The 19,979-nt window shown below is 63.2% G+C and carries 16 protein-coding genes; 12 read left to right on the forward strand and 4 right to left on the reverse strand.

The window, feature by feature from the left end:
- The first annotated feature begins 94 nt into the window (after nucleotides 1-94).
- Both ACFVWT_RS03235 and ACFVWT_RS03240 read left to right on the forward strand, forming a co-directional pair.
- Complete coding sequence (locus tag ACFVWT_RS03235) at nucleotides 95-1,315, forward strand: pyridoxal phosphate-dependent aminotransferase (RefSeq protein ID WP_390245158.1); 1,221 nt, start codon at nucleotides 95-97, stop codon at nucleotides 1,313-1,315.
- A gap of 105 nt (nucleotides 1,316-1,420) precedes the next feature.
- Complete coding sequence (locus ACFVWT_RS03240; protein ID WP_390245160.1) at nucleotides 1,421-2,275, forward strand: polyphosphate kinase 2 family protein; 855 nt, start codon at nucleotides 1,421-1,423, stop codon at nucleotides 2,273-2,275.
- A gap of 11 nt (nucleotides 2,276-2,286) precedes the next feature.
- Here ACFVWT_RS03240 and ACFVWT_RS03245 read toward each other — a convergent pair whose 3' ends face one another.
- The gene (locus tag ACFVWT_RS03245) at nucleotides 2,287-2,517 is read right to left on the reverse strand and encodes an exodeoxyribonuclease VII small subunit (RefSeq protein WP_390245162.1); all 231 of its coding nucleotides are present in this window, start codon (nucleotides 2,515-2,517) and stop codon (nucleotides 2,287-2,289) included.
- A 66-nt stretch (nucleotides 2,518-2,583) separates the two neighbouring features.
- Nucleotides 2,584-3,870 carry an exodeoxyribonuclease VII large subunit gene (xseA, locus tag ACFVWT_RS03250; RefSeq protein WP_390245164.1) on the reverse strand — a complete coding sequence of 429 codons (1,287 nt, stop codon included), beginning with the start codon at nucleotides 3,868-3,870 and terminating at the stop codon, nucleotides 2,584-2,586.
- Between the two features lie 185 nt (nucleotides 3,871-4,055).
- Between xseA and ACFVWT_RS03255 the strand changes: the two genes are divergently transcribed.
- Together ACFVWT_RS03255 and ACFVWT_RS03260 are read left to right on the forward strand one after the other, a co-directional pair.
- Nucleotides 4,056-4,928, forward strand: a complete 873-nt coding sequence (locus ACFVWT_RS03255; RefSeq protein WP_390245166.1) for a hypothetical protein — start codon at nucleotides 4,056-4,058, stop codon at nucleotides 4,926-4,928.
- A gap of 9 nt (nucleotides 4,929-4,937) precedes the next feature.
- Nucleotides 4,938-6,017: a 4-hydroxy-3-methylbut-2-enyl diphosphate reductase gene (locus tag ACFVWT_RS03260; protein WP_390245168.1), complete on the forward strand. Its 1,080-nt coding sequence runs from the start codon at nucleotides 4,938-4,940 to the stop codon at nucleotides 6,015-6,017.
- Between the two features lie 33 nt (nucleotides 6,018-6,050).
- Here the strand turns inward: ACFVWT_RS03260 and ACFVWT_RS03265 are convergent, their stop codons facing one another.
- Nucleotides 6,051-7,262, reverse strand: coding sequence for a DNA recombination protein RmuC (locus ACFVWT_RS03265; protein ID WP_390245170.1), 1,212 nt, complete (start codon nucleotides 7,260-7,262; stop codon nucleotides 6,051-6,053).
- Between the two features lie 122 nt (nucleotides 7,263-7,384).
- On the opposite strand from ACFVWT_RS03265, the gene ychF reads away from it, so the two are divergent.
- The 4 genes from ychF to ACFVWT_RS03285 all read left to right on the forward strand — a co-directional run bounded on the left by ychF (nucleotide 7,385) and on the right by ACFVWT_RS03285 (nucleotide 13,387).
- On the forward strand, nucleotides 7,385-8,470 hold the full coding sequence (ychF, locus tag ACFVWT_RS03270; RefSeq protein WP_028269460.1) for a redox-regulated ATPase YchF: 1,086 nt from the start codon (nucleotides 7,385-7,387) through the stop codon (nucleotides 8,468-8,470).
- A gap of 322 nt (nucleotides 8,471-8,792) precedes the next feature.
- Complete coding sequence (locus ACFVWT_RS03275) at nucleotides 8,793-10,571, forward strand: ABC transporter family substrate-binding protein (protein ID WP_390245172.1); 1,779 nt, start codon at nucleotides 8,793-8,795, stop codon at nucleotides 10,569-10,571.
- A 180-nt stretch (nucleotides 10,572-10,751) separates the two neighbouring features.
- Nucleotides 10,752-12,293: an ABC transporter permease subunit gene (locus ACFVWT_RS03280; protein WP_390245174.1), complete on the forward strand. Its 1,542-nt coding sequence runs from the start codon at nucleotides 10,752-10,754 to the stop codon at nucleotides 12,291-12,293.
- Nucleotides 12,290-13,387 carry an ABC transporter permease gene (locus tag ACFVWT_RS03285; protein ID WP_390245176.1) on the forward strand — a complete coding sequence of 366 codons (1,098 nt, stop codon included), beginning with the start codon at nucleotides 12,290-12,292 and terminating at the stop codon, nucleotides 13,385-13,387. The genes ACFVWT_RS03280 and ACFVWT_RS03285 overlap by 4 nt, the downstream gene beginning before the upstream one ends.
- 24 nt (nucleotides 13,388-13,411) lie before the next feature.
- Here the strand turns inward: ACFVWT_RS03285 and ACFVWT_RS03290 are convergent, their stop codons facing one another.
- On the reverse strand, nucleotides 13,412-14,041 hold the full coding sequence (locus ACFVWT_RS03290) for a PH domain-containing protein (protein ID WP_390245178.1): 630 nt from the start codon (nucleotides 14,039-14,041) through the stop codon (nucleotides 13,412-13,414).
- Nucleotides 14,042-14,117: 76 nt separating this feature from the next.
- On the opposite strand from ACFVWT_RS03290, the gene ACFVWT_RS03295 reads away from it, so the two are divergent.
- The 4 genes from ACFVWT_RS03295 (at nucleotide 14,118) to ACFVWT_RS03310 (ending at nucleotide 19,970) form a co-directional block, all read left to right on the forward strand.
- Nucleotides 14,118-15,953 carry an ABC transporter ATP-binding protein gene (locus ACFVWT_RS03295; protein ID WP_390245180.1) on the forward strand — a complete coding sequence of 612 codons (1,836 nt, stop codon included), beginning with the start codon at nucleotides 14,118-14,120 and terminating at the stop codon, nucleotides 15,951-15,953.
- 238 nt (nucleotides 15,954-16,191) lie between these two features.
- The gene (locus ACFVWT_RS03300) at nucleotides 16,192-17,835 is read left to right on the forward strand and encodes an ABC transporter substrate-binding protein (RefSeq protein ID WP_390245182.1); all 1,644 of its coding nucleotides are present in this window, start codon (nucleotides 16,192-16,194) and stop codon (nucleotides 17,833-17,835) included.
- Nucleotides 17,836-18,058: 223 nt separating this feature from the next.
- Nucleotides 18,059-18,988, forward strand: a complete 930-nt coding sequence (locus ACFVWT_RS03305; protein ID WP_390245184.1) for an ABC transporter permease — start codon at nucleotides 18,059-18,061, stop codon at nucleotides 18,986-18,988.
- Nucleotides 18,978-19,970 carry an ABC transporter permease gene (locus tag ACFVWT_RS03310; RefSeq protein WP_390245186.1) on the forward strand — a complete coding sequence of 331 codons (993 nt, stop codon included), beginning with the start codon at nucleotides 18,978-18,980 and terminating at the stop codon, nucleotides 19,968-19,970. The genes ACFVWT_RS03305 and ACFVWT_RS03310 overlap by 11 nt, the downstream gene beginning before the upstream one ends.
- The last annotated feature ends 9 nt before the right edge of the window (nucleotides 19,971-19,979 follow it).

Consider the following 19,979-nt stretch of genomic DNA (forward strand, 5'->3'; position numbering starts at 1 on the left):
GCCGGACCTCACGGGGTCCGGCAGGCGCCGCCGTCGTTCTCGGTGTGAGTCAAGTCTCAGCGGAAGTACATCCTCCATATGGCATATTTGATGAATGGCAGAATTCAAGCAGTCCACCAAGCTTCATAATGTCCTCTACGACATCCGTGGACCGATTCTTCAGGCCGCCCAGCAGATGGAGGCAGAGGGTCACCGGATCCTCAAACTGAACATCGGAAACCCGGCCCCGTTTGGTTTTGAAGCGCCGGACGCGATCCTGGTGGACATGATCCGCCATCTGCCCCATGCCCAGGGCTACAGTGACTCCCGGGGAATATTCTCCGCCCGGACCGCAGTGTCGCAGTACTACCAGACCCGCGGTATCCAGAACATCCACGTGGACGACATCTACCTCGGCAACGGGGTCAGCGAGCTCATCACCATGTCCCTCATGGCGCTCCTCGACGACGGCGACGAGGTTCTGATCCCCACGCCTGACTACCCCCTCTGGACGGCCTCCGTGGCCCTGGCAAGCGGGCGGCCCGTGCACTACCTGTGTGATGAAGAGTCCGGCTGGCAGCCGGACCTGGAGGACCTGGAATCCAAGATCACCTCCCGGACCAAGGGAATCGTGGTGATCAACCCGAACAATCCCACCGGTGCGGTGTATCCGGAGGAGACCCTCAAGAAGATCGTGGCCCTGGCCGAAAAGCACGGCCTGGTTCTTTTTGCGGATGAAATCTACGAGAAGATCCTGTACGAGGACGCTGTCCACGTTAACCTGGCCGGCCTCACCGGCGACGACGTCCTGTGCCTGACCTTCAGCGGGTTGTCCAAGGCATACCGCGTGTGCGGTTACCGGGCCGGCTGGATGGCGATTTCCGGGCCAAAGAAGGACGCGGCCGACTACCTCGAAGGCATCAGCCTGCTTGCCAACATGCGATTGTGCGCCAACGTGCCTGCCCAGCATGCCATCCAGACGGCATTGGGGGGATACCAGAGCATCAATGACCTGATCCTGCCCGGGGGCCGACTGCTGGAACAGCGGAACAAGGCTTACGACCTGCTTAATGCCATCCCCGGCGTCAGCACGCAGCAGGCGAGGGGAGCGCTGTACCTGTTTCCGAAACTGGATCCGGAGGTCTTCCACATCCGGGACGACGAGAAGTTTGTCCTGGACCTGCTCCGTGAGCAGAAGATCCTCGTTTCGCACGGCCGCGCCTTCAACTGGGTACGGCCGGATCACTTCCGGATGGTTACGCTGCCCAACGTGAAGGATATCGAAGAGGCAATCGGCCGTATGGGGGACTTCCTGAGCCGGTACCAGGGGAACTAGCCTGATGGCATCAGCGCCGCCCGGTGTTTCCCGGGCGGCGGCAACCGGACGCGGCCGCGAGGAAGCGGGTCTCCGGACTGGCGGCACATCGGCGGAAGGCTTCACATGTCAGGAATCGAAACATTCGACGAACACCCCTCAGGAACCCTCGCGGCCGGTGACGGGTTCAGGCTGTCCGAGGTCGATCCGGATTCCACTCCGGGGTACCCTGGCGGCAAATCGGACGGACAGGCCCTCCTGGCCGAACTCGACGGCAAACTCGCCACGCTCCAGGAGAAGTTGTTCGCGGAAGCCAAATTCGGCGGCACCAAGCGCGTACTGCTGATCCTCCAGGCCATGGACACGGCGGGGAAAGGCGGCATCGTGGCCCACGTCGTGGGCGCCATGGACCCGCAGGGTGTGCAGCTCAAGGCGTTCAAGGCGCCCACCGATGAGGAAAAGTCCTACGACTTCCTCTGGCGGATCGAAAAGGAAGTACCCGCGGCCGGCATGGTGGGGGTGTTTGACCGCTCCCACTATGAGGATGTGCTCATTCACCGCGTCCACGGCTGGGCCTCTCCGGAAGAGCTGGAGCGGCGCTACACGGCGATCAACGAATTTGAAGCCAGGCTTTCAGCCAGCGGCACCCGAATCGTCAAGGTGATGTTGAACATCAGCCGGGACGAACAGAAAGCCCGCCTGCTGGCCCGGCTGGACGATCCTTCGAAGCACTGGAAGTACAGCAGCGGCGACTTGAAGGAGCGTGCCTTCTGGGACGACTACATGGCCGCTTTCCAGGCGGCCTTCGATAAGACGCATACCGAAGTGGCGCCTTGGCATGTGATCCCGGCGAACAAGAAGTGGTACGCGCGCATCGCCGTGCAGCAACTGCTGCTCCAGGCCCTGGAAGACCTTAACCTTGAGTGGCCCGCCGCGGAATTCGACGTCGACCTTGAGCGGAGCCTCGTGGAGCGGTCCTGACGGGCCGGGGCCTATGACTCCGGGCCGGCCTGGTTTCGGGCGGCGGCCAGCCGTTTGCGGGCGCCTTCCAGCCACTCCTCGCAGCGTCTGGCAAGGGCTTCGCCCCGCTCCCACAGCGCGAGAGAGTCCTCCAGGCTGGCCCCGCCGGCTTCCAGCTTGCCCACGACAGCCACAAGCTGCTCCCGTGCCTCCTCGTAGCTCAGTGCCTCGATGTCTGCGTTCGGGTTTTGTTCTGCTGCCAATGTAATTGCTCCCTGCTGGTGATGAGTGGATGGGTGCTACCGGGCGATTCTCCGGCGCGGGCTGGATTAGGGATCGGTTATTCGCTGGCCGCCGGTGGACCGGGCGGCAAAGGACCCACCGGCAACCCGTACGAACAGATCAGAGCCCTCCGGAGCCTGCGAAGGGTGCCGAACGACTGCCAGCGGTGCGTCCCCGGCCGGGTCTGTCCCGGCGACCTGCACCACTGCGTAGCCCCGATCCAGCGTCTGCTGCGGGGAAAGGGATCGGACCTGATTGCGAAGATGGAGGATCTGGTCAGCCCCTCTCAGCACTGCCGTGCTGATGGCTGCACGGGAGCGGCTGCTGAGCCGGGCCACGTCTTCGGCCCGGGCGCTGACCATGACCTCCGGCGCGGCGAGCACAGGCCGTGAATGCAGGGAAGCCAGCCGGTCGGATTCCCGCTCCACCAGGCGGTTGACTCCGCGCCGGAGCTGGTCCCGGGCCTGCCGTACCCGGGCAAGTTCCTCCGCCACATCGGGAACAATCCTCTTTGCGGCGTCCGTGGGCGTGGAGGCCCGTAGATCAGCGACGTCGTCGAGGATGGGGCGGTCCGCCTCATGGCCGATCGCGCTGACCACCGGCGTGGAGGCGTTGGACACGGCCCTGATCAGGTCCTCATTACTAAACGGGAGGAGGTCCTCAAGGGCGCCGCCGCCGCGGGCAATCACAATGACGTCAACATGAGGGTCGGCATCGAGGTCCCGCAGCGCGGCCATAATCTGGGAAACAGCCGTGTTTCCCTGCACGGCGACCTCCCTGACCTCGAATTCGACGGCGGGCCAACGGAGCGCGGCATTGCGCAGCACGTCCTTCTTGGCGTCGGAGTCGCGTCCGGTGATTAGACCTATCCGGTGGGGGAGGAGCGGGAGGCGTTTCTTCCGGGAGTCCGCAAAAAGCCCTTCCATGGAAAGTGCGTGGCGGAGCCGCTCAATCCGTGCCAACAGGTCTCCCAGCCCCACCGGCCGGATGTCTTTCACCGACATGTTGAGGCGCCCCGTCTTCAGCCAGAACTCGGCTTTCAGGAGCGCGACAACCCTGGAACCCCGTTCCAGGGGAACATCCTGGCGATCCAGCACATTCGACCAGATGGACGCGGGCAGCGAAATTTCGGCGTCGACGTCCCGGAGCGTCATGAAGGCACTGCCGCCGCGGCGGTTCAACTCGATGACCTGGCCTTCGACCCAGGCGGAGGGCGTCCGGTCGATGTGGGCTTTGAGCTTCTGGGACAGGAGCTGCAGGGGCCAGGGATTGTCCGGGCTCGTTTCGGCAGCCGTGGCAGGAACCGTGGTGGCCGCGGGCACGTTGTCAGGCACGGTGGGACCGTGACGGGGAGGGAGCCTTGGGCATGGGAATCCTTTGCGGGGGCAGTGCATCAATAACGGACGGGCATCAAACCGAATCAACTCTATCCATAGCTCTACCACTGCCGGCCGACATTTTTGCTTCCCCGCCGGCAGCCCTAGGATGGCAGTACCGCCCACCACAACCGAGGAATCCCTTGCGCACTTTTGTCTCAGCTGCCGCCGTCATCCTTGGACTGCTGCTGGCCGCCGTCGCCGTTCCAGCCATCTGGGTTGACCGGAACATTGTCCAGGAGGACGGCTTTGTTTCCCTCGCCGCCCCCTTGGGCAAGGACACAGCCTTCCAGGAACGGCTGGCTTCCGCAGCGGTTGGCAGCATCGATCCGGCCGGCCGCATTCCTGAACCCTTCGCGGAACTAGTGCAGCCGATCCTCGACTCTGCCGCCAAATCCCTGACGGCGCTCCCCGGTTATCCGGCAGCCTGGGAGGAGACGCTGAGGAAGAGCCACCGGCTCAATTTCCCGGCTTCGGGGGCCGGCTCGCCGGAGGCTGAGCCGGCCACGTCCCTCACCCTGGATGTGGCACCCCTGGTTGGCCTGCTGACCAAACAGATTTCGGATGCAGTAAATGTTCCGCTGGACGCGCCGGATGAGACGCTGATCAACATAGGACAGCCAAGCCAGCGTCAACTCGTGGACCAGGTTTCGGCGTATGCCCCCATGGGCTATGCGGTGGCTGCCGGCTCCGCCATCGCCTTCCTTCTGGCCCTGATTGCCGCGCGCCGCCGCTGGACCGTGCTGGCGGGTACGGGAGCCGGGGCGTTGGTGCTGGCGGCGGTGTGGAAACTCGGCTCAGACGCTGCCGGACTCGCAGTGGGCGGGACAGCCAGCGGAAACGAGGTGGCGGACATCTTCAAGAGCGAATTTGTGGCGGCATCCTCCGAGCGGTTCGGGCAGTGGATCCTTGCGGCACTCATTGCCGGCGGAGTCCTCATCGTGGCGGGAGTCATTCTCCGTGTTGTTGCAGGCGCCGTCGTTGCCCGCGCCGGGCGCGACCGGCGTTCCCGGTAGCATTGAACAATGACCACCTCAGCAGTCTCCATCCCCATGCCGTCAATTCCACGCAGGCGCCGGTCGCCTGAGGACGTGCTGGCTGCGGCACCGGTGCCCGGTCCCAAAAAAGTACTGCTCGCAGCTCCCCGCGGCTATTGCGCCGGAGTCGACCGGGCAGTCATTGCGGTTGAGAAGGCACTGGAACACTATGGTCCGCCCGTGTACGTCCGTAAGCAGATCGTTCACAACGTCCACGTCGTGAGCTCGCTTGAGGCGAAGGGCGCCATCTTCGTTGATGAAACCGATGAGGTCCCCGAAGGTGCCCTGGTCATCTTTTCGGCCCACGGGGTATCGCCTGCAGTGGTGCAATCGGCAGAGGACCGCGGCCTGCGTACGATTGACGCAACCTGTCCGCTGGTTACCAAGGTGCACCGGGAGGCCGTCCGTTTTGCCAAGGACGACTTCGACATCCTCCTCATTGGCCATGACGGCCACGAGGAAGTTGAAGGAACGGCCGGCGAAGCCCCTGAGCACATCCAGATCATCAACGGCCCGCATGAAGTGGATAAGGTGACAGTCAGGGATCCGGAAAAGGTCATCTGGCTTTCGCAGACCACACTAAGCGTGGATGAAACCATGGAAACGGTCCGGTTGCTGAAGGAACGCTTCCCGACGCTGCAGGATCCGCCCAGCGACGACATCTGCTATGCCACCACCAACCGCCAGGTGGCCATTAAGAAGATCTCCCCGCAGGCCGACCTGGTCATCGTGGTGGGCTCCGCCAACTCCTCCAACTCTGTCCGGCTTGTGGAGGTTGCACTGGAATACGGCGCAAAGGCCTCTTACCGCGTCGACTTCGCCAACGAAGTGGATGAGGCCTGGTTCGAAGGCGTCGCCACGGTTGGCGTCACCTCCGGTGCCTCCGTTCCGGAGGTGCTGGTCAAGGACGTGCTCCGGCTGCTTGCGGACTACGGCTACGGCGCCGTGGAGGAAGTGGTCACAGCGGAGGAAGACCTGCTCTTCTCGCTGCCCAAGGAGCTGCGCGCAACCCTCAAGAAGTCCGGCGACGTGACCCGCGCCCTCGGCGGACGCGGCGCGCGGGTCTGACGCACTCCCTTCTGATTCCTGCCCGGCCGCGTATTAGGCGGCCGACTCCTCAGACTGGAGCTCGGGTGCCGCCACGGATCGGGGCGTCACCTCGACCGCAGGCGGCGTGACCAGTCCTTCGGCTTCGAGGGCGTTGAGTTTCCGGGCCGTGGGAAGGATCCGTGCTTCGAGCGTCCCCACCATCGAGTTGTAGCGGTCAACGGAAGTCTTCAGCGAGGACCCCAGCTTGGTGACATTTTCGCCGAGCGTTCCCATCCGCTCGTAGAGCTGCCGCGCCAACTCGAAGAGCTCCCGGGCACTGTCTGTCAGCACATCCTGGCGCCATGTGAACGCCACTGACTTCAGGACGGCCAGCAGGGTGCCCGGGGACGCAAGCACCACGTTCTTGTTCAGGGCGTAGTCCAGGAGGGCGGGATCCGCCGCAAGCGCGGCTGCCAGGATGGATTCCGCTGGCAGAAAACAGATGACGAGTTCCGGCGAATTGCCCGGAATGTCCCAGTATTTCTTGGTGCTCAGGGCGTCCACGTGTGATTTCAAAGCCTTGGAGTGTGCCGTCAGCAGCGCGTTCTGGCCGGTGAGCGCGGCCCCAGGCTGCTGTTGCCCCGCCGAGGATCCCAGGTCCTGGGCCTCCAGGTAGGACGCCAGGGGCACCTTGGCGTCCACCACAAGCTGCTTCCCGCCCGGAAGCTGGACCACGAGGTCGGGCCGGACGGCGTTACCCGCCCCGGCGCTGTGCTGCTGCTCGTGGAAGTCCACATGGCGGAGCATGCCTGCAGCTTCCACGACGCGGCGCAGCTGGACCTCGCCCCACTGGCCGCGGGCGCTGTTGGACCGCAGGGCGGATTCAAGGGCGTGCGTTGAGCGAAGAAGCTGCTGGTCGGAAAGGCGCGCCTCCTGCAGCTGCTGTGCCAGCTGCCCGTATTGCTCCAGACGGTCACGTTCAAGCAGGGACACCTGCTGCTGCACTGCCGTAAGTTTCTCTGCCACCGGGGCCAGGGCGCGGAGGACGCTGCCGTCCTGATTGCGTGCCTCGCCCAGCTCCCGGTTCTGCGCCGACAGAAGGCGCCGCTCGGCGTCGGCCGCCGCGAACTGGGCGCTGACCTCCGAGAGGCGGGCCGAAACGCCGTCGAAGTCCTGCTCCAGGGCCACGCTGCGCCGCCGGAACACCACGTAGGTGCAGGCTGCGCCAACCACGGCACCAAGAATGAGCATCAGCAGGGCAAGTATCAGTGCAAAAGCGTCCATGTGTTCACTTTGGCACGGGCCTCTGACATTTTTGTCGCAGACGCACGTGCGGTCACGGTCCGGGGCGATCAGGAACCAGCGGACGCAGGTCCCCGGCCCGTTTGCCGGTAGAATTAGTGCTCGTGGCTCTTACTATTGGCATCGTCGGACTGCCCAACGTCGGCAAATCAACCCTTTTCAACGCACTGACCCGCAATCAGGTGCTCGCGGCGAACTATCCGTTCGCCACGATCGAGCCGAACGTCGGTGTGGTCAACCTGCCGGACCCGCGGCTCGCCAAGCTGGCCGCCGTCTTCGGATCCCAGCGCCTGCTGCCCGCTCCGGTGTCGTTTGTCGACATCGCCGGGATCGTCAAGGGTGCGTCTGAGGGCGAAGGCCTGGGCAACAAGTTCCTCGCCAACATCCGGGAGGCAGAGGCCATTGCCCAGGTTGTCCGTGTGTTCGATGACCCCGACGTCATCCACGTCGACGGCAAGGTGGATCCCCGCTCAGATATGGAAACGATCAACACCGAACTGATCCTGGCTGACCTTCAAACCATTGAAAATGCCATTCCCCGGATCGAAAAAGAAGTCAAGATCAAGAAGCGCGACGCGGCTGAACTGGCAGCCATCAAGGCGGCGCAGGCTGTACTGGAACGCGGCGACACCATCTTCTCCTCGATCAAGAGCGACAAGCTCGAAATGGAGCACCTCAAGGAGCTCGGCCTGCTCACAGCCAAGCCGTTCATCTACGTGTTCAACTCGGACGAAGGAATTCTGGGCAACCCGGAGAAGCAGGAAGAACTGCGCGCCATGGTCGCCCCGGCGGACGCCGTCTTCCTCGACGCCAAGCTTGAATCCGACCTCGTGGAACTGGACGAGGAAGAGGCCCGCGAGATGCTGGAGATGAACGGCCAGGACGAATCCGGCCTCGACCAGCTGGCGCGCGTCGGCTTCCACACGCTGGGACTGCAGACCTACCTGACGGCCGGTCCCAAGGAGACCCGAGCCTGGACCATCCACCAGGGAGACACCGCACCGCAGGCCGCGGGCGTCATCCACTCGGATTTCCAGCGCGGTTTCATCAAGGCCGAAGTTGTTTCCTTCGACGACCTCATCGAGGCCGGTTCCATGGCCGAGGCAAAGGCCCGGGGCAAAGTCCGCATCGAAGGCAAGGAATATGTCATGGCCGACGGCGACGTCGTGGAGTTCCGCTTCAACGTGTAGCAGGAGCCTCCAAAGTCAGTGATTGAGCATTAACGGTGAAAGCCCCGATTCCAGAGAATCGGGGCTTTTGTTGTCATTGGATCGGCGCGGGGCGGCGTTTTGCGCGCCCGCTTTCTTGAAGAACTAAAACGGTTCCCCCTGTCCATTGTTGCAGCTCGGTAACAACCTTTACCCACAGGCAACTTTGGTCCCATGCGCATTCTTTTCGGGTCTAGGCTACTGCTCATGTGAGACGAGCCACATTCTCACTGGGGGAATGGGCGGGTCTGGCCGGCGCCTACAGCGGCGGTCTTTTCAACACCACAGAAACATAGGAGGCGGAATGCGCTTCGGTCGTATTTCCAAAGCGGTAGGCGTCGCGGCTGCTGCCGCGCTAGCTCTCAGCGCCTGCGCCGGCAACAGCGGCGGGACAACCCCGTCAAGCGCTACTGCCGGCAAACAGGGTGGTTCAGCCACTGTGGTCGAGGTGAACGCGTTCAACACGTTCAACCCGAACACTGCCGATGGCAACACGGACATCAACTCAAAGATCAGCTATGCCACCCACTCGGGTTTCTACTACATCGACAACCAGCTGAACGTTGTACGCAACGAGAAGTTCGGCAAGATGGAAAAGACTTCCGACGATCCCCTGACGGTGAAGTACACCATCAATGAGGGAGTGAAATGGTCCGACGGGACGCCGGTCACCGCGGCCGACCTCCTGCTGCAGTGGGCGGCCTTCTCGGGTTACTACGACGATGCCGACTCCGAAGCGAAGACGGGCACGTCCTACTTCTCCTACGCGGGTGATCCCACCGGTCTCAAGCTCACCGACTTCCCCGAAATCGGTGACAGCAACCGTTCCATGACCATCAAGTACTCCAAGCCCTTCGCCGACTGGGAAACCATCCTTGGCGGCCCGGGGATCGACATCGCGGCTCACGTCCTGGCCAAGAAAGCCGGCCTGACCGACGCGAAGGCGCTCGTGGACTACCTGAAGGAAAAGCCGAAGGGCGATCCCAAGGCCCCGAAGCCGGCAGACGAGAAGCTTAAGGCCATGGCGGATCTCTGGAACACCGGTTTCGACACCAAGACCCTTCCGTCCGATCCGAGCCTCTTCCTCTCCAACGGCCCGTACATCGTCAAGAGCGTCACCCAGGACCAGTCCCTGACCATGGTCCGCAACAAGGACTACAACTGGGGACCGGAAGCCAGCCTGGACGAAATCACGGTCCGCTACATCGGTTCCGCTCCGGCACAGGTGCAGGCACTCAAGAACGGCGAAGCGGACATCATTGCTCCGCAGGCCTCTGCTGACACGATTGAGCAGCTCAAGGCGCTCGAAAGCCAGGGTGTCACCCTCGAGCAGGGCAACCAGCTCTCCTACGACCACATCGACCTGAACTACTCGGGTCCGCTGGCCGAAAAGAGCGTCCGTGAGGCGTTCATGAAGACCGTTCCGCGCAAGGACATCGTGGACAAGATTGTTAAGAAGCTTGACCCGGAGGCCAAGCCGCTGGACTCGCAGCTGTTTGTTCCGGCCCAGGCGGCCTACGCTGATTCGGCCAAGAACAATGGTTCTTCCGCTTATCAGGACGTGGACATCGACGGCGCCAAGGCGCTGCTCGCCGGCAAGACGCCTGAGATCCGCATCATGTACAACAAGGACAACCCCAACCGCGTTGACGCATTTTCCCTGATCCGCGAGTCGGCCACCAAGGCCGGCTTCAAGATCGTTGACGGCGGCCTGGGCAAGTCTGACTGGGGCAAGGCCCTGGGCGACGGCAGCTACGATGCCACCATCTTCGGCTGGATCAACCCGGGTGTCGGAGTTTCCGGCGTACCTCAGATCTTCCGCACCGGCAACGGATCGAACTTCAACCAGTTCAGCGATCCGGAAGCTGACAAGCTGATGGACGAGCTGATCGTCACCACCGATCGCAGCAAGCAGGACGAGCTCAGCAAGGAGATCGACAAGAAGATCTGGGCGTCCGCCTACGGACTTCCGCTCTTCCAGTCCGTCGGAGTCGACGCCTACAGTGACCGGATCACGGGCGTGAAGTTCATGCCGAACCAGACCGGTGTCTGGTGGAACTTCTGGGAGTGGGCTGAGAAGTAAAGCCCCCGCTCAGCGAGCAAGATAGCAGGTGAAGGCGCCGGGACAAATGCACCAACGTCCCGGCGCCTTCTCCGGCACCACCGGTACTCTGCCGGCTCTCCGCCCACCTCATGCGGGCAGCCGGACTGATTCAGCGATGGGCCCGGTGAGATCCCGGCCCGGATATCGAGGCTTTCCACCATGGTGACGTACATCGTCCGGCGACTGATTACGGCCGCACTTATACTTCTTGGGGCATCATTCCTCGTGTATCTCCTGACAGCGTCGTCAGGGGATCCGCTGGAGGAGTTCCGCGCCAGCAGCGCTCCGAATAAACAACAGCTCATGGACTCGCGCAGCCAGCTCCTCGACCTGGACACCCCGGCACCCCTCCGGTACTTCAAGTGGCTCAGCGGGGCAGCCAGGTGCCTGGTTCCTTTCGGCAGCTCCTGCGACCTCGGCAAGAACATCGCCGGGCAGCCGATTACCGATGCGCTCGGATTTGCGCTGGTGCAAACCCTGACACTTGTCACGGGCGCAACGATCCTGGCCATCCTTATCGGCATTGCCCTGGGCATCATCACGGCGCTTCGGCAATACAGTGCCCTGGACTACGGCGTGACGTTCATGGCCTTCCTGTTCTTCTCGCTGCCCATCTTCTGGGTTGCGGTGCTTCTGAAGGAATACGGGGCCATCGGTTTCAACGACTTCCTCCGCAATCCTGAGATTCCGCTGCCGGTGGCCTTGGGAATCGGCGCCGTCGCGGGCCTGATCGTGGGCGTCGCCGTGGGCGGCGCGGCCCGCCGTCGGATCGTTTCAGGCGGCATCGTGTTCCTCGCGGTCAGCCTCATCCTGATCTATTTCTCCGTTGTCCAGTGGTTCCGGAATCCCGGCCTTGGACCGGTGGTCATAGCGATTGCCGGAGTGGGCCTCGCCTTCGCCGTCACCCTCCTGGTTGCCGGGCTAAAGAACCGGAAGGCGCTCCAGGCATCGCTGATCGTGGTGGCACTTGGTGTGGTGGCTTACTTCGCAGTCCAGCCGCTGCTCAACCAGGCGACGGCCATCATGATCGTCCTGCTTGGCATCGCGACAATCGGCGTGGGCGTAGCGGTGGGCTACCTGACGGGCGGCTACGACCGGGGCCAGTCCATGCGCGCCGCGGGCATTACTGCCTTCCTGGTGGGTGGACTCGTCCTCATGGACCGCTTCATGCAGGCGTGGCCCAGCTACTTCAGCAACAGCAGGGTCCGGGGCAGGCCCATCGCCACCATCGGGGCGGGCACCCCCAACATCCAGGGCGACTTCTGGATTTTGACCCTGGACACCTTCACCCACCTGATTCTCCCGACGATGGCCCTCATCCTGGTTTCGCTGGCAAGCTACACGAGGTTCACCCGGTCGTCCATGCTGGAAATCATGAACATGGACTACATCAGGACAGCCCGCGCCAAAGGCCTCTCCGAAAGGTCCGTGGTGATGGGACACGCGTTCCGCAATGCCCTGATTCCCATTGCTACCATCGTTGCGTTTGATATCGGTGCCCTCATCGGCGGCGCCGTCATCACCGAGACTGTGTTCTCGGTCAGAGGCATGGGGTTCCTCTTCCTTGACGGCATCATGCACACGGACCCGAACCCCGTGATGGGCGTCTTCGTCTGCGTGGCAGTGACCGCGATGGTGTTCAACCTGATCGCAGACCTTGCGTATTCCGCACTCGATCCCCGCGTAAGGATTAAGGCATGAGCCAGCCAACCCAGCAGGAAGAATTCCTCGCCGAGCACTCGCACCCCAGGCCGCCGGGTGCGTCCCTTGAACCCGACGCGAAAGGGCTGAGCCAGGGACAAATAGTCCGTAAGCGGTTCCTGGGCCACAGCGGAGCCATCGCAGGCCTGGTCATCTTTGCCATCATCTTCCTGATGGCGTTCACGTCAGTCGGCTGGGCCGGAATTCCGGGCTGGTGGAAATACAACCACCTGGATGTCTCGCCGCTCGTCAACGACGGCGTGCCCACGGCGTCCCTGTGGCCGCCTGCCTGGGGCGAGCACCCGTTCGGGCAGGACCGGATCGGACGCGACCTCTTCGCCATGACAATGCGCGGAGCCCAGCAGTCCATCATCATCATGCTCCTCATCGGGACCATCGCCGGACTGCTCGGTACCGTGGTGGGCGGACTGTCCGGTTACTTCCGCGGTTGGGTCGAAGCCGTGCTGATGCGGATCACCGATGTCATCATCATCATCCCCGTGCTGCTGCTCGCCGCCGTAGTGGCCCAGAGCGTCAACCGCCGCGACCAGGGAGGCTGGTTCTCGGGCTTTGCTGCCAGCAACGGCATCTTGATCCTGGGAATCTTCCTGGGCCTCGTCAGCTGGGTTGGCCTCGCCCGGCTGATGCGCGGGGAGTTCCTCACCCTGCGTGAACGGGAGTTTGTTGACGCGGCACGCATCTCCGGCGCCAGCAATTCACGAATCATCTTCAAGCACATCCTGCCCAATGCCATCGGCGTGCTGATCGTCAACGTGACCCTGACCATGTCCGCTGCCATCCTGCTCGAGACGGCCCTGAGCTACCTCGGCGTCGGCGTGAAATCACCGGACACTTCCCTGGGCCTGCTCATCTCACAAAACCAGGAAGCATTCGCCACCCGGCCCTGGCTGTTCTGGTTCCCCGGCCTCTTCATTGTCCTGATCTGCCTCAGCATCAACTTCATTGGTGACGGACTCCGTGATGCCTTCGATCCGAGGCAGAAGAAGTTCAACGCCAAAAAGGCCAAGGACGTGAAGCCTGCCGAGGCGGGGAAGACCCCCGCTCCAGCAGCCGACGGCCCCGTGGGCGACTGAATGCGCCCTGTCCGGGCATCCGCCCTACGGAACTGCCACGCCCCAGTAGCTGGCGGCCAGGAGTACGGCAGTGGCGGCAATGGCCGTCCAGCGGAATGTCACCCTGACAGCCGTTGCTTCGGCATTTCCCGCGTCCAGGGCGCCGGTCTCGACCAGTTCTTCCCAGCGCCCGCGGACCAGGCGGGCCGCCTGGCCGGAATCCGTAGTCTTCAGGTCCCCGGGACGCACGGACTTTCCCGGCCCGTAGGTCGGGGAAGGCAGACCCTTGAGGTCCTCGGGACGGGCGTTCCGGCCGCCCCAGATGCCCGGTGCAGGTGCCGCCCAGGAAACATAGTTCCGGGCCGGCGTGACAAGCGTCAGGGCGTACCGGGTATCAACATTCACGAGGGCGCCCCACGGGACGTGAACGGAGCGGAACGGATTCTCCAGTGTGATCCCGCCGTCGTGGACTACGACGGACGGCATCCAGAACAGCAGCCAGCCCAGAAAGCCGATGAGCAGCAGCGGGCCTGTGCCCAGAAGCGCGGCCGGTTCTCCGGCCGCCGCGGTGACGGCCACGCCGAGGGCTGCGACCAGCCAGGACAGCCACGCGAACCACTTGTTGGTGCGGGCTTTGAAGACTTCAACATTTCCGGCGTGCGGCACACTGCTCATGCCCCTAATAATTCAGGATTCCAGGCCACAGCACTAATCTCCGGTGCAGTCGTGGCCTGGGCGGAAGGGAACCGTCATGACTGACAACATCACCCCGGGCCAGGACCCCGCCCGGGCGCAGGAACCCGCCAAGGGCGCAGTTGTCCTTGAGGTCCGCGATCTCAGCGTTGACTTCGGCGTGGACAAGAAGTGGGTGCCCGCGGCCATCGGCCTGAACTACGAGGTCAGGGCAGGCGAAGTCCTGGCCATTGTGGGGGAGTCCGGTTCCGGAAAGAGTGCCAGTTCCATGGCCCTTCTGGGCCTCCTGCCCAGCAACAGCCGGGTGTCGGGGAGCGTCCGGCTCTCCGGTAAAGAACTGCTCGGCGCTAACGCAGCCAACATCCGCGAGGTCCGCGGCAAGGATGTGGCCGTGATCTTCCAGGAGCCGATGACCGCCCTCAACCCGGTTTACACAGTTGGGGCGCAGATCGTGGAGACGGTGCGGCTCCACAACGAAGTTTCGCCTGACCAGGCCAAGGAGCGTGCCTTGCGGATGCTGGAACTAGTGGAGCTCCCGGACCCGGAGAAGGCCTTCAGGTCCTACCCCCACCAGTTGTCCGGAGGCCAGCGGCAACGGGCCATGATCGCGCAGTCACTGTCCTGCGATCCCAAACTCCTTATTGCCGACGAGCCCACCACTGCCTTGGACGTGACAGTCCAAGCCGAAATCCTGGACCTCATGCGCAACCTCCGGAACAAGCTGGACAGCGCCATCGTGTTGATTACCCATGACATGGGCGTGGTGGCGGACCTTGCCGACCGGATCGCCGTGATGCGGCAGGGGCTGATTGTCGAGACGGGAACGGCCGAACAAGTCTTCCGCAACCCCCGGCACGAGTACACCCAGGCTCTCCTGGCGGCAGTGCCGCACCTCGGCCAAGGAGGTGCGGAGCCCGGCGAAGAGGTGGACGTCACTGCCGCGCTGGCCGCCGCTACACACGCCGAACTCGAATCGGTGGACCACGCGGAACTGGCCCGGCGCGAACGCGAGAACGCTGCGGCGCTTGCCGCTGCGGCAGCGGAAAGGCCCCAGGGCGAACCGGTCCTGGAGCTGACCGACGTGGCCATCGAGTACCCCAAGCAAGGCCGTGTACCGGCCTTCAGGGCAGTCGAAGGCGCAAACCTTGTGATCTACCCGGGCCAGGTGGTGGGGCTCGTGGGCGAATCGGGCTCCGGGAAGACCACCATCGGCCGGGCGGCAGTGGGACTGCTTCCAGTCGCCGCTGGCACCATGCGGGTGGTGGGCCAGGACATATCCGCCGCAAAGAAAAACGGCAAACAGCTGCACCAGGTCCGGCGGCATATCGGCATGGTGTTCCAGGACCCGTCGTCGTCGCTGAATCCGCGCCTTCCGATCGGCGAAAGCATCGGTGAACCGATGTTCCTTGCCGGTGAGGCCAAAGGAGGCGCGCTGCAGAAGCGGATCGAAGCGCTGCTTGACCAGGTCGAGCTTCCGCGGAGCTACCGCAACCGGTACCCGCATGAACTCTCCGGCGGCCAGAAACAGCGCGTGGGCATTGCCAGGGCGCTTTCGCTCAAGCCCAAGCTGATGGTTGCGGATGAGCCGACGTCGGCCCTTGACGTCTCCGTGCAGGCCAAAGTGCTTGAACTGTTCCAGAACCTCCAAAAGGACCTCGGCTTTGCCTGCCTGTTCGTGACCCACGACCTGGCAGTGGTCGACGTGCTGGCCGACCGGATCTGTGTGATGCAGCGGGGCAGGATCGTCGAGCAAGGCACCCGGGACCAGATTCTGCGCAATCCGCAGGAGGCCTACACGCAGCGGCTGCTGGCTGCGGTGCCCCTTCCGGACCCCGAAAAACAGCGTGAGCGGAGGGAGCTGCGGGCACAGTTGCTGGCGAGTGGAGTGGAGTAGCGTCCGTCACATCAGGGGTAGCATACCAGTGAGTAACATGTGACTTGAAATGCTGTGGTGTTGACGCTAGTGGTCAAATTGTGACCCGGTTACAGTTTGGCAACGGAGTTCCATTATTTGGACATTTTGAGGTTAGGCTACTCACTTGTGTATGCCACGTCACAGTACAACTCTGTGCCCGGCCTGCAGGGAAACACAAGATTTCCCTACTCAACTCCCACAACTCATAGGAGGCGGAATGCGTTTTTCGCGCACTTCCAAAGCACTGGGCATGGTTGCCATCGCGGCCCTGGCCCTGACCGGATGCGGTGCCGGAGGCGGCTCCACAACCGGTAGCGGCAGTACCGGCGGTGACACCAGCAAGGTGATCATCGCCGACGGCTCCGAACCCCAGCGTCCCCTGATGCCGGCTGACACCAACGAAGTCGGCGGCGGCAAAGTCATCGACATGATCTTCGCGGGCCTCGTCAGCTACGACCCCAGCGGCAAGCCGGTCAATGAACTCGCCGAATCCATCGAAGGACCGGACGGCCAGAACTTCACCATCAAGATCAAGAAGGACCAGAAGTTCACCAACGGCGAGGCCATCACGGCCAAGTCGTTCGTCGACTCCTGGAACTTCGGTGCAGCTGCCAAGAACGCCCAGCTCAGCGGTGGCTTCTTTGAAAGCATCAAGGGCTACGACGAAGCCAGCGCAGAGGGCTCAACCGTTGAGACCATGTCCGGCCTCAAGGTTGTAGACGATCAGACCTTCACCGTCGAACTGACGCAGCCGGAATCCGACTGGCCGTTGCGCCTGGGCTACACCGCCTTCGTTCCGGTCCCCTCGGAGGCACTGAAGGACCCTAAGGGCTACGGCGAAAAGCCGGTCGGCAACGGCCCGTACAAGCTTGCGGACGGCGGCTGGCAGCACAATGTGCAGATCCAGCTCGTTCCGAACCCGGACTACAACGGCCCGCGCAAGGCCAAGAACGCCGGCGTGACCTTCAAGATCTTCCAGAACGACGACGCCGCCTACCAGGACCTGCTGTCCAACAACCTGGACATCCTGCAGACCATCCCGACCAGCGCGCTGAAGAACTTCAAGTCTGACCTCGGCGACCGCACCATCAACAAGCCGTACGCCGGCAACCAGACGATTGCCATCCCGGAGTACCTGCCCGAATGGAGTGGCGAAGCCGGCAAGCTCCGCCGCCAGGCCATCTCCATGGCGATCAACCGCGAGGAAATCACCAAGGTCATCTTCAGCGGTGCACGCCAGCCCGCCAAGGATTTCACTGCTCCCGTCCTGGACGGATACAGCGACTCGATCCCGGGTTCCGAGAACCTGACCTTCGATGCCGCCAAGGCAAAGGAAGCCTGGACCAAGGCTGACGCGATCCAGAAGTGGGACGCTGACAAGACCTTCACTATTGCCTACAACGCTGACAAGGGCGGACACAAGGCATGGGTCGAGGCTGTCGTCAACCAGCTCAAGAACACCCTCGGCATCAAGGTTGAAGGCAAGCCGTACGCAACCTTCAAGGAAGCCCGCAACGACGCCACCGCCAAGACGCTCACCGGCTCCATCCGCGCCGGCTGGCAGGCAGACTACCCGTCGCTGTACAACTTCCTCGGACCGATCTACAAGACCGGTGCCGGTTCCAACGACGCCAAGTACGCCAACCCGGCGTTCGACAAGGCCATCTCTGAAGGTCTTGCCGCTTCCTCCGTCAGTGACGGCAACAAGGCCATGAACAAGGCCCAGGAGATCCTCCTCCAGGACCTGCCGGCCATCCCGCTGTGGTACCAGGTTGCCCAGGGCGGCTGGAGCGACAAGGTCACCAATGTCGACTACGGCTGGGACGGCGTTCCGCTGTACTACAACATCACCGGTAAGTAGCAACTGAAACGACGGCGGGGGCCGCCCACACCGGGGCCTCCGCCGTCGTCGTGCTTCCACCCGTTATCCATTTTTTGATGCCCGGCTCTTCGGGCGAACTTTCCGCAGCCCTGCCGCCGTGACTGCACCGGCGCCGGCTGCACCCATAGTGAAAAGGTTCTTTGATGAACAACTCCGCCGCATCCTTGGACGGGATGCCTGCCGACGGGGGTGTCCTTCGCTGATGGCGACCTACATCCTCAAGCGTTTCCTGCAGCTGATACCGGTATTCCTCGGCGCCACGCTGCTCGTCTACTTCCTGGTCTTCAGTCTGCCTGGTGATCCCATCGTGGCTCTCTTCGGCGACAAGCCGGTCAATGAGGCCGTGGCGGCGAAACTCCGGGAGCAATACCACCTCGATCAGCCTTTCTGGATCCAGTACGTGCTGTACCTCAAGGGGATCTTCACCTTCGACCTGGGCCAGGACTTCTCCGGACGCCCGATTGCCGCTGTGCTGGGCGAGGTCTTCCCGGTCACAGCCCGACTGGCCGTCATGGCCTTGATCTTCGAAGCCGCCTTCGGCATCATCTTCGGCCTGATTGCGGGCCTCCGCAAGGGCAAGTTCTTCGACGCGACCGTCCTGGTCGCATCCCTGATCGTGATCGGCATCCCGATCTTCGTGCTCGGCTTCCTGCTGCAGTTCACCATCGGCGTGCAGCTCGGCTGGGCCAAGCCGACGGTCAGCTCGGCCGCCACCGTCCAGGACCTCATCCTGCCGGCGATCGTCCTCGGCCTAGGCTCCTTCGCCTACGTCCTGCGCCTCACCAGGACCAGCGTCATTGAGAACATGAACGCCGACTATGTGCGAACCGCCACGGCCAAGGGGTTGTCCCGTTTCCGCGTGGTCCGAGTGCATATCCTGCGCAACTCGCTGATCCCGGTCATCACGTTCCTCGGCGCCGACCTGGGCGCCCTGATGGGCGGAGCCATCGTGACCGAGGGCATCTTCAATGTCCCCGGTGTCGGCAACCGGCTCTACCGCGCCGTTACCCAGGGCGAGGGCCCCACGGTTGTCTCGATCGTCACCGTGCTGGTGCTGATCTACGTCGTATCCAACCTGCTTGTAGACCTGCTGTACGCCTGGCTTGACCCGAGGATCCGCTATGACGCCTGAGAACATCGCATCATCCCAACTCACTGACGCACCGGCAAAGCGGCACATCGAACACTTTGTCGCCGACTTTTCCGAGACGCCGCTGCAGGCAACCGACAAGGTCAAGGAGGACCAGGCCCCGCTGAGCCTTTGGGGCGAGGCCTGGAAGAACCTGCGCCGGCAGCCGCTCTTCCTGATCTCCGCGTTCCTCATCCTGGTCGTCGTGGCCGTGTCCTTGTTCCCGTCGCTCTTTTCCGGCATTGACCCGGCTTCAGAAGCATGCCAGCTGGCCAACTCCGACGCCGGACCGGCGGCCGGGCACCCCCTCGGCTTCACACAGCAGGGCTGCGACGTGTACGCACGTGTCATCTTCGGCACGCGCTCCTCGGTGACCGTCGGACTCTTCACCACCCTCGGCGTACTCCTTATCGGCGGTATCACCGGTGCCCTCGCCGGATACTACGGGGGCTGGGTGGATGCCATCCTGGCCCGCATCAACGACATCTTCTTCGCTTTGCCGCTGATCCTCGGCGCCATCGTGATGATGCAGCTTCCGGTGTTCCGAGCCAACCGTACGGCCTGGACACTCGTGCTGATTCTGGTCACCTTCGGTTGGCCACAAATCGCCCGCATCACCCGCGGCGCCGTGATCGAGGTCCGCAACGCGGACTTCGTGACGGCCGCCCGCTCGCTGGGAGTTTCCAAGTTCGGTGCACTCATGCGTCACGTTATGCCGAACTCTCTCGCGCCGATCATCGTCGTGGCCACCATTTCACTGGGCACGTTCATCGTGGCCGAATCCACCCTGTCCTTCCTGGGCATCGGCCTCCCGCCAAGCGTCATGTCCTGGGGCAATGACATCCAGGCGGCACAGGCGTCCCTGCGCTCCAACCCGATGCCGCTGCTGTATCCGGCCATCGCTTTGTCCATCACCGTCCTGAGCTTCATCATGCTGGGCGACGCCCTGCGGGATGCGCTCGATCCCAAAGCGCGCAAGCGATGAAAGGGGACG

Source organism: Arthrobacter sp. NPDC058288, assembly GCF_042880995.1.
GTDB lineage: Bacteria > Actinomycetota > Actinomycetes > Actinomycetales > Micrococcaceae > Arthrobacter.

Bases quoted from the DNA above. Each gene is read 5' to 3' on its own strand.
- ACFVWT_RS03235 (WP_390245158.1), top strand. From the start codon at position 95: ATGGCAGAATTCAAGCAGTCCACCAAGCTTCATAATGTCCTCTACGAC.
- ACFVWT_RS03240 (WP_390245160.1), top strand. From the start codon at position 1,421: ATGTCAGGAATCGAAACATTCGACGAACACCCCTCAGGAACCCTCGCG.
- ACFVWT_RS03260 (WP_390245168.1), top strand. From the start codon at position 4,938: ATGACCACCTCAGCAGTCTCCATCCCCATGCCGTCAATTCCACGCAGG.
- ACFVWT_RS03265 (WP_390245170.1), bottom strand. From the start codon at position 7,262: ATGGACGCTTTTGCACTGATACTTGCCCTGCTGATGCTCATTCTTGGT.
- ACFVWT_RS03275 (WP_390245172.1), top strand. From the start codon at position 8,793: ATGCGCTTCGGTCGTATTTCCAAAGCGGTAGGCGTCGCGGCTGCTGCC.
- ACFVWT_RS03280 (WP_390245174.1), top strand. From the start codon at position 10,752: ATGGTGACGTACATCGTCCGGCGACTGATTACGGCCGCACTTATACTT.
- ACFVWT_RS03285 (WP_390245176.1), top strand. From the start codon at position 12,290: ATGAGCCAGCCAACCCAGCAGGAAGAATTCCTCGCCGAGCACTCGCAC.
- ACFVWT_RS03290 (WP_390245178.1), bottom strand. From the start codon at position 14,041: ATGAGCAGTGTGCCGCACGCCGGAAATGTTGAAGTCTTCAAAGCCCGC.
- ACFVWT_RS03295 (WP_390245180.1), top strand. From the start codon at position 14,118: ATGACTGACAACATCACCCCGGGCCAGGACCCCGCCCGGGCGCAGGAA.
- ACFVWT_RS03300 (WP_390245182.1), top strand. From the start codon at position 16,192: ATGCGTTTTTCGCGCACTTCCAAAGCACTGGGCATGGTTGCCATCGCG.
- ACFVWT_RS03305 (WP_390245184.1), top strand. From the start codon at position 18,059: ATGGCGACCTACATCCTCAAGCGTTTCCTGCAGCTGATACCGGTATTC.
- ACFVWT_RS03310 (WP_390245186.1), top strand. From the start codon at position 18,978: ATGACGCCTGAGAACATCGCATCATCCCAACTCACTGACGCACCGGCA.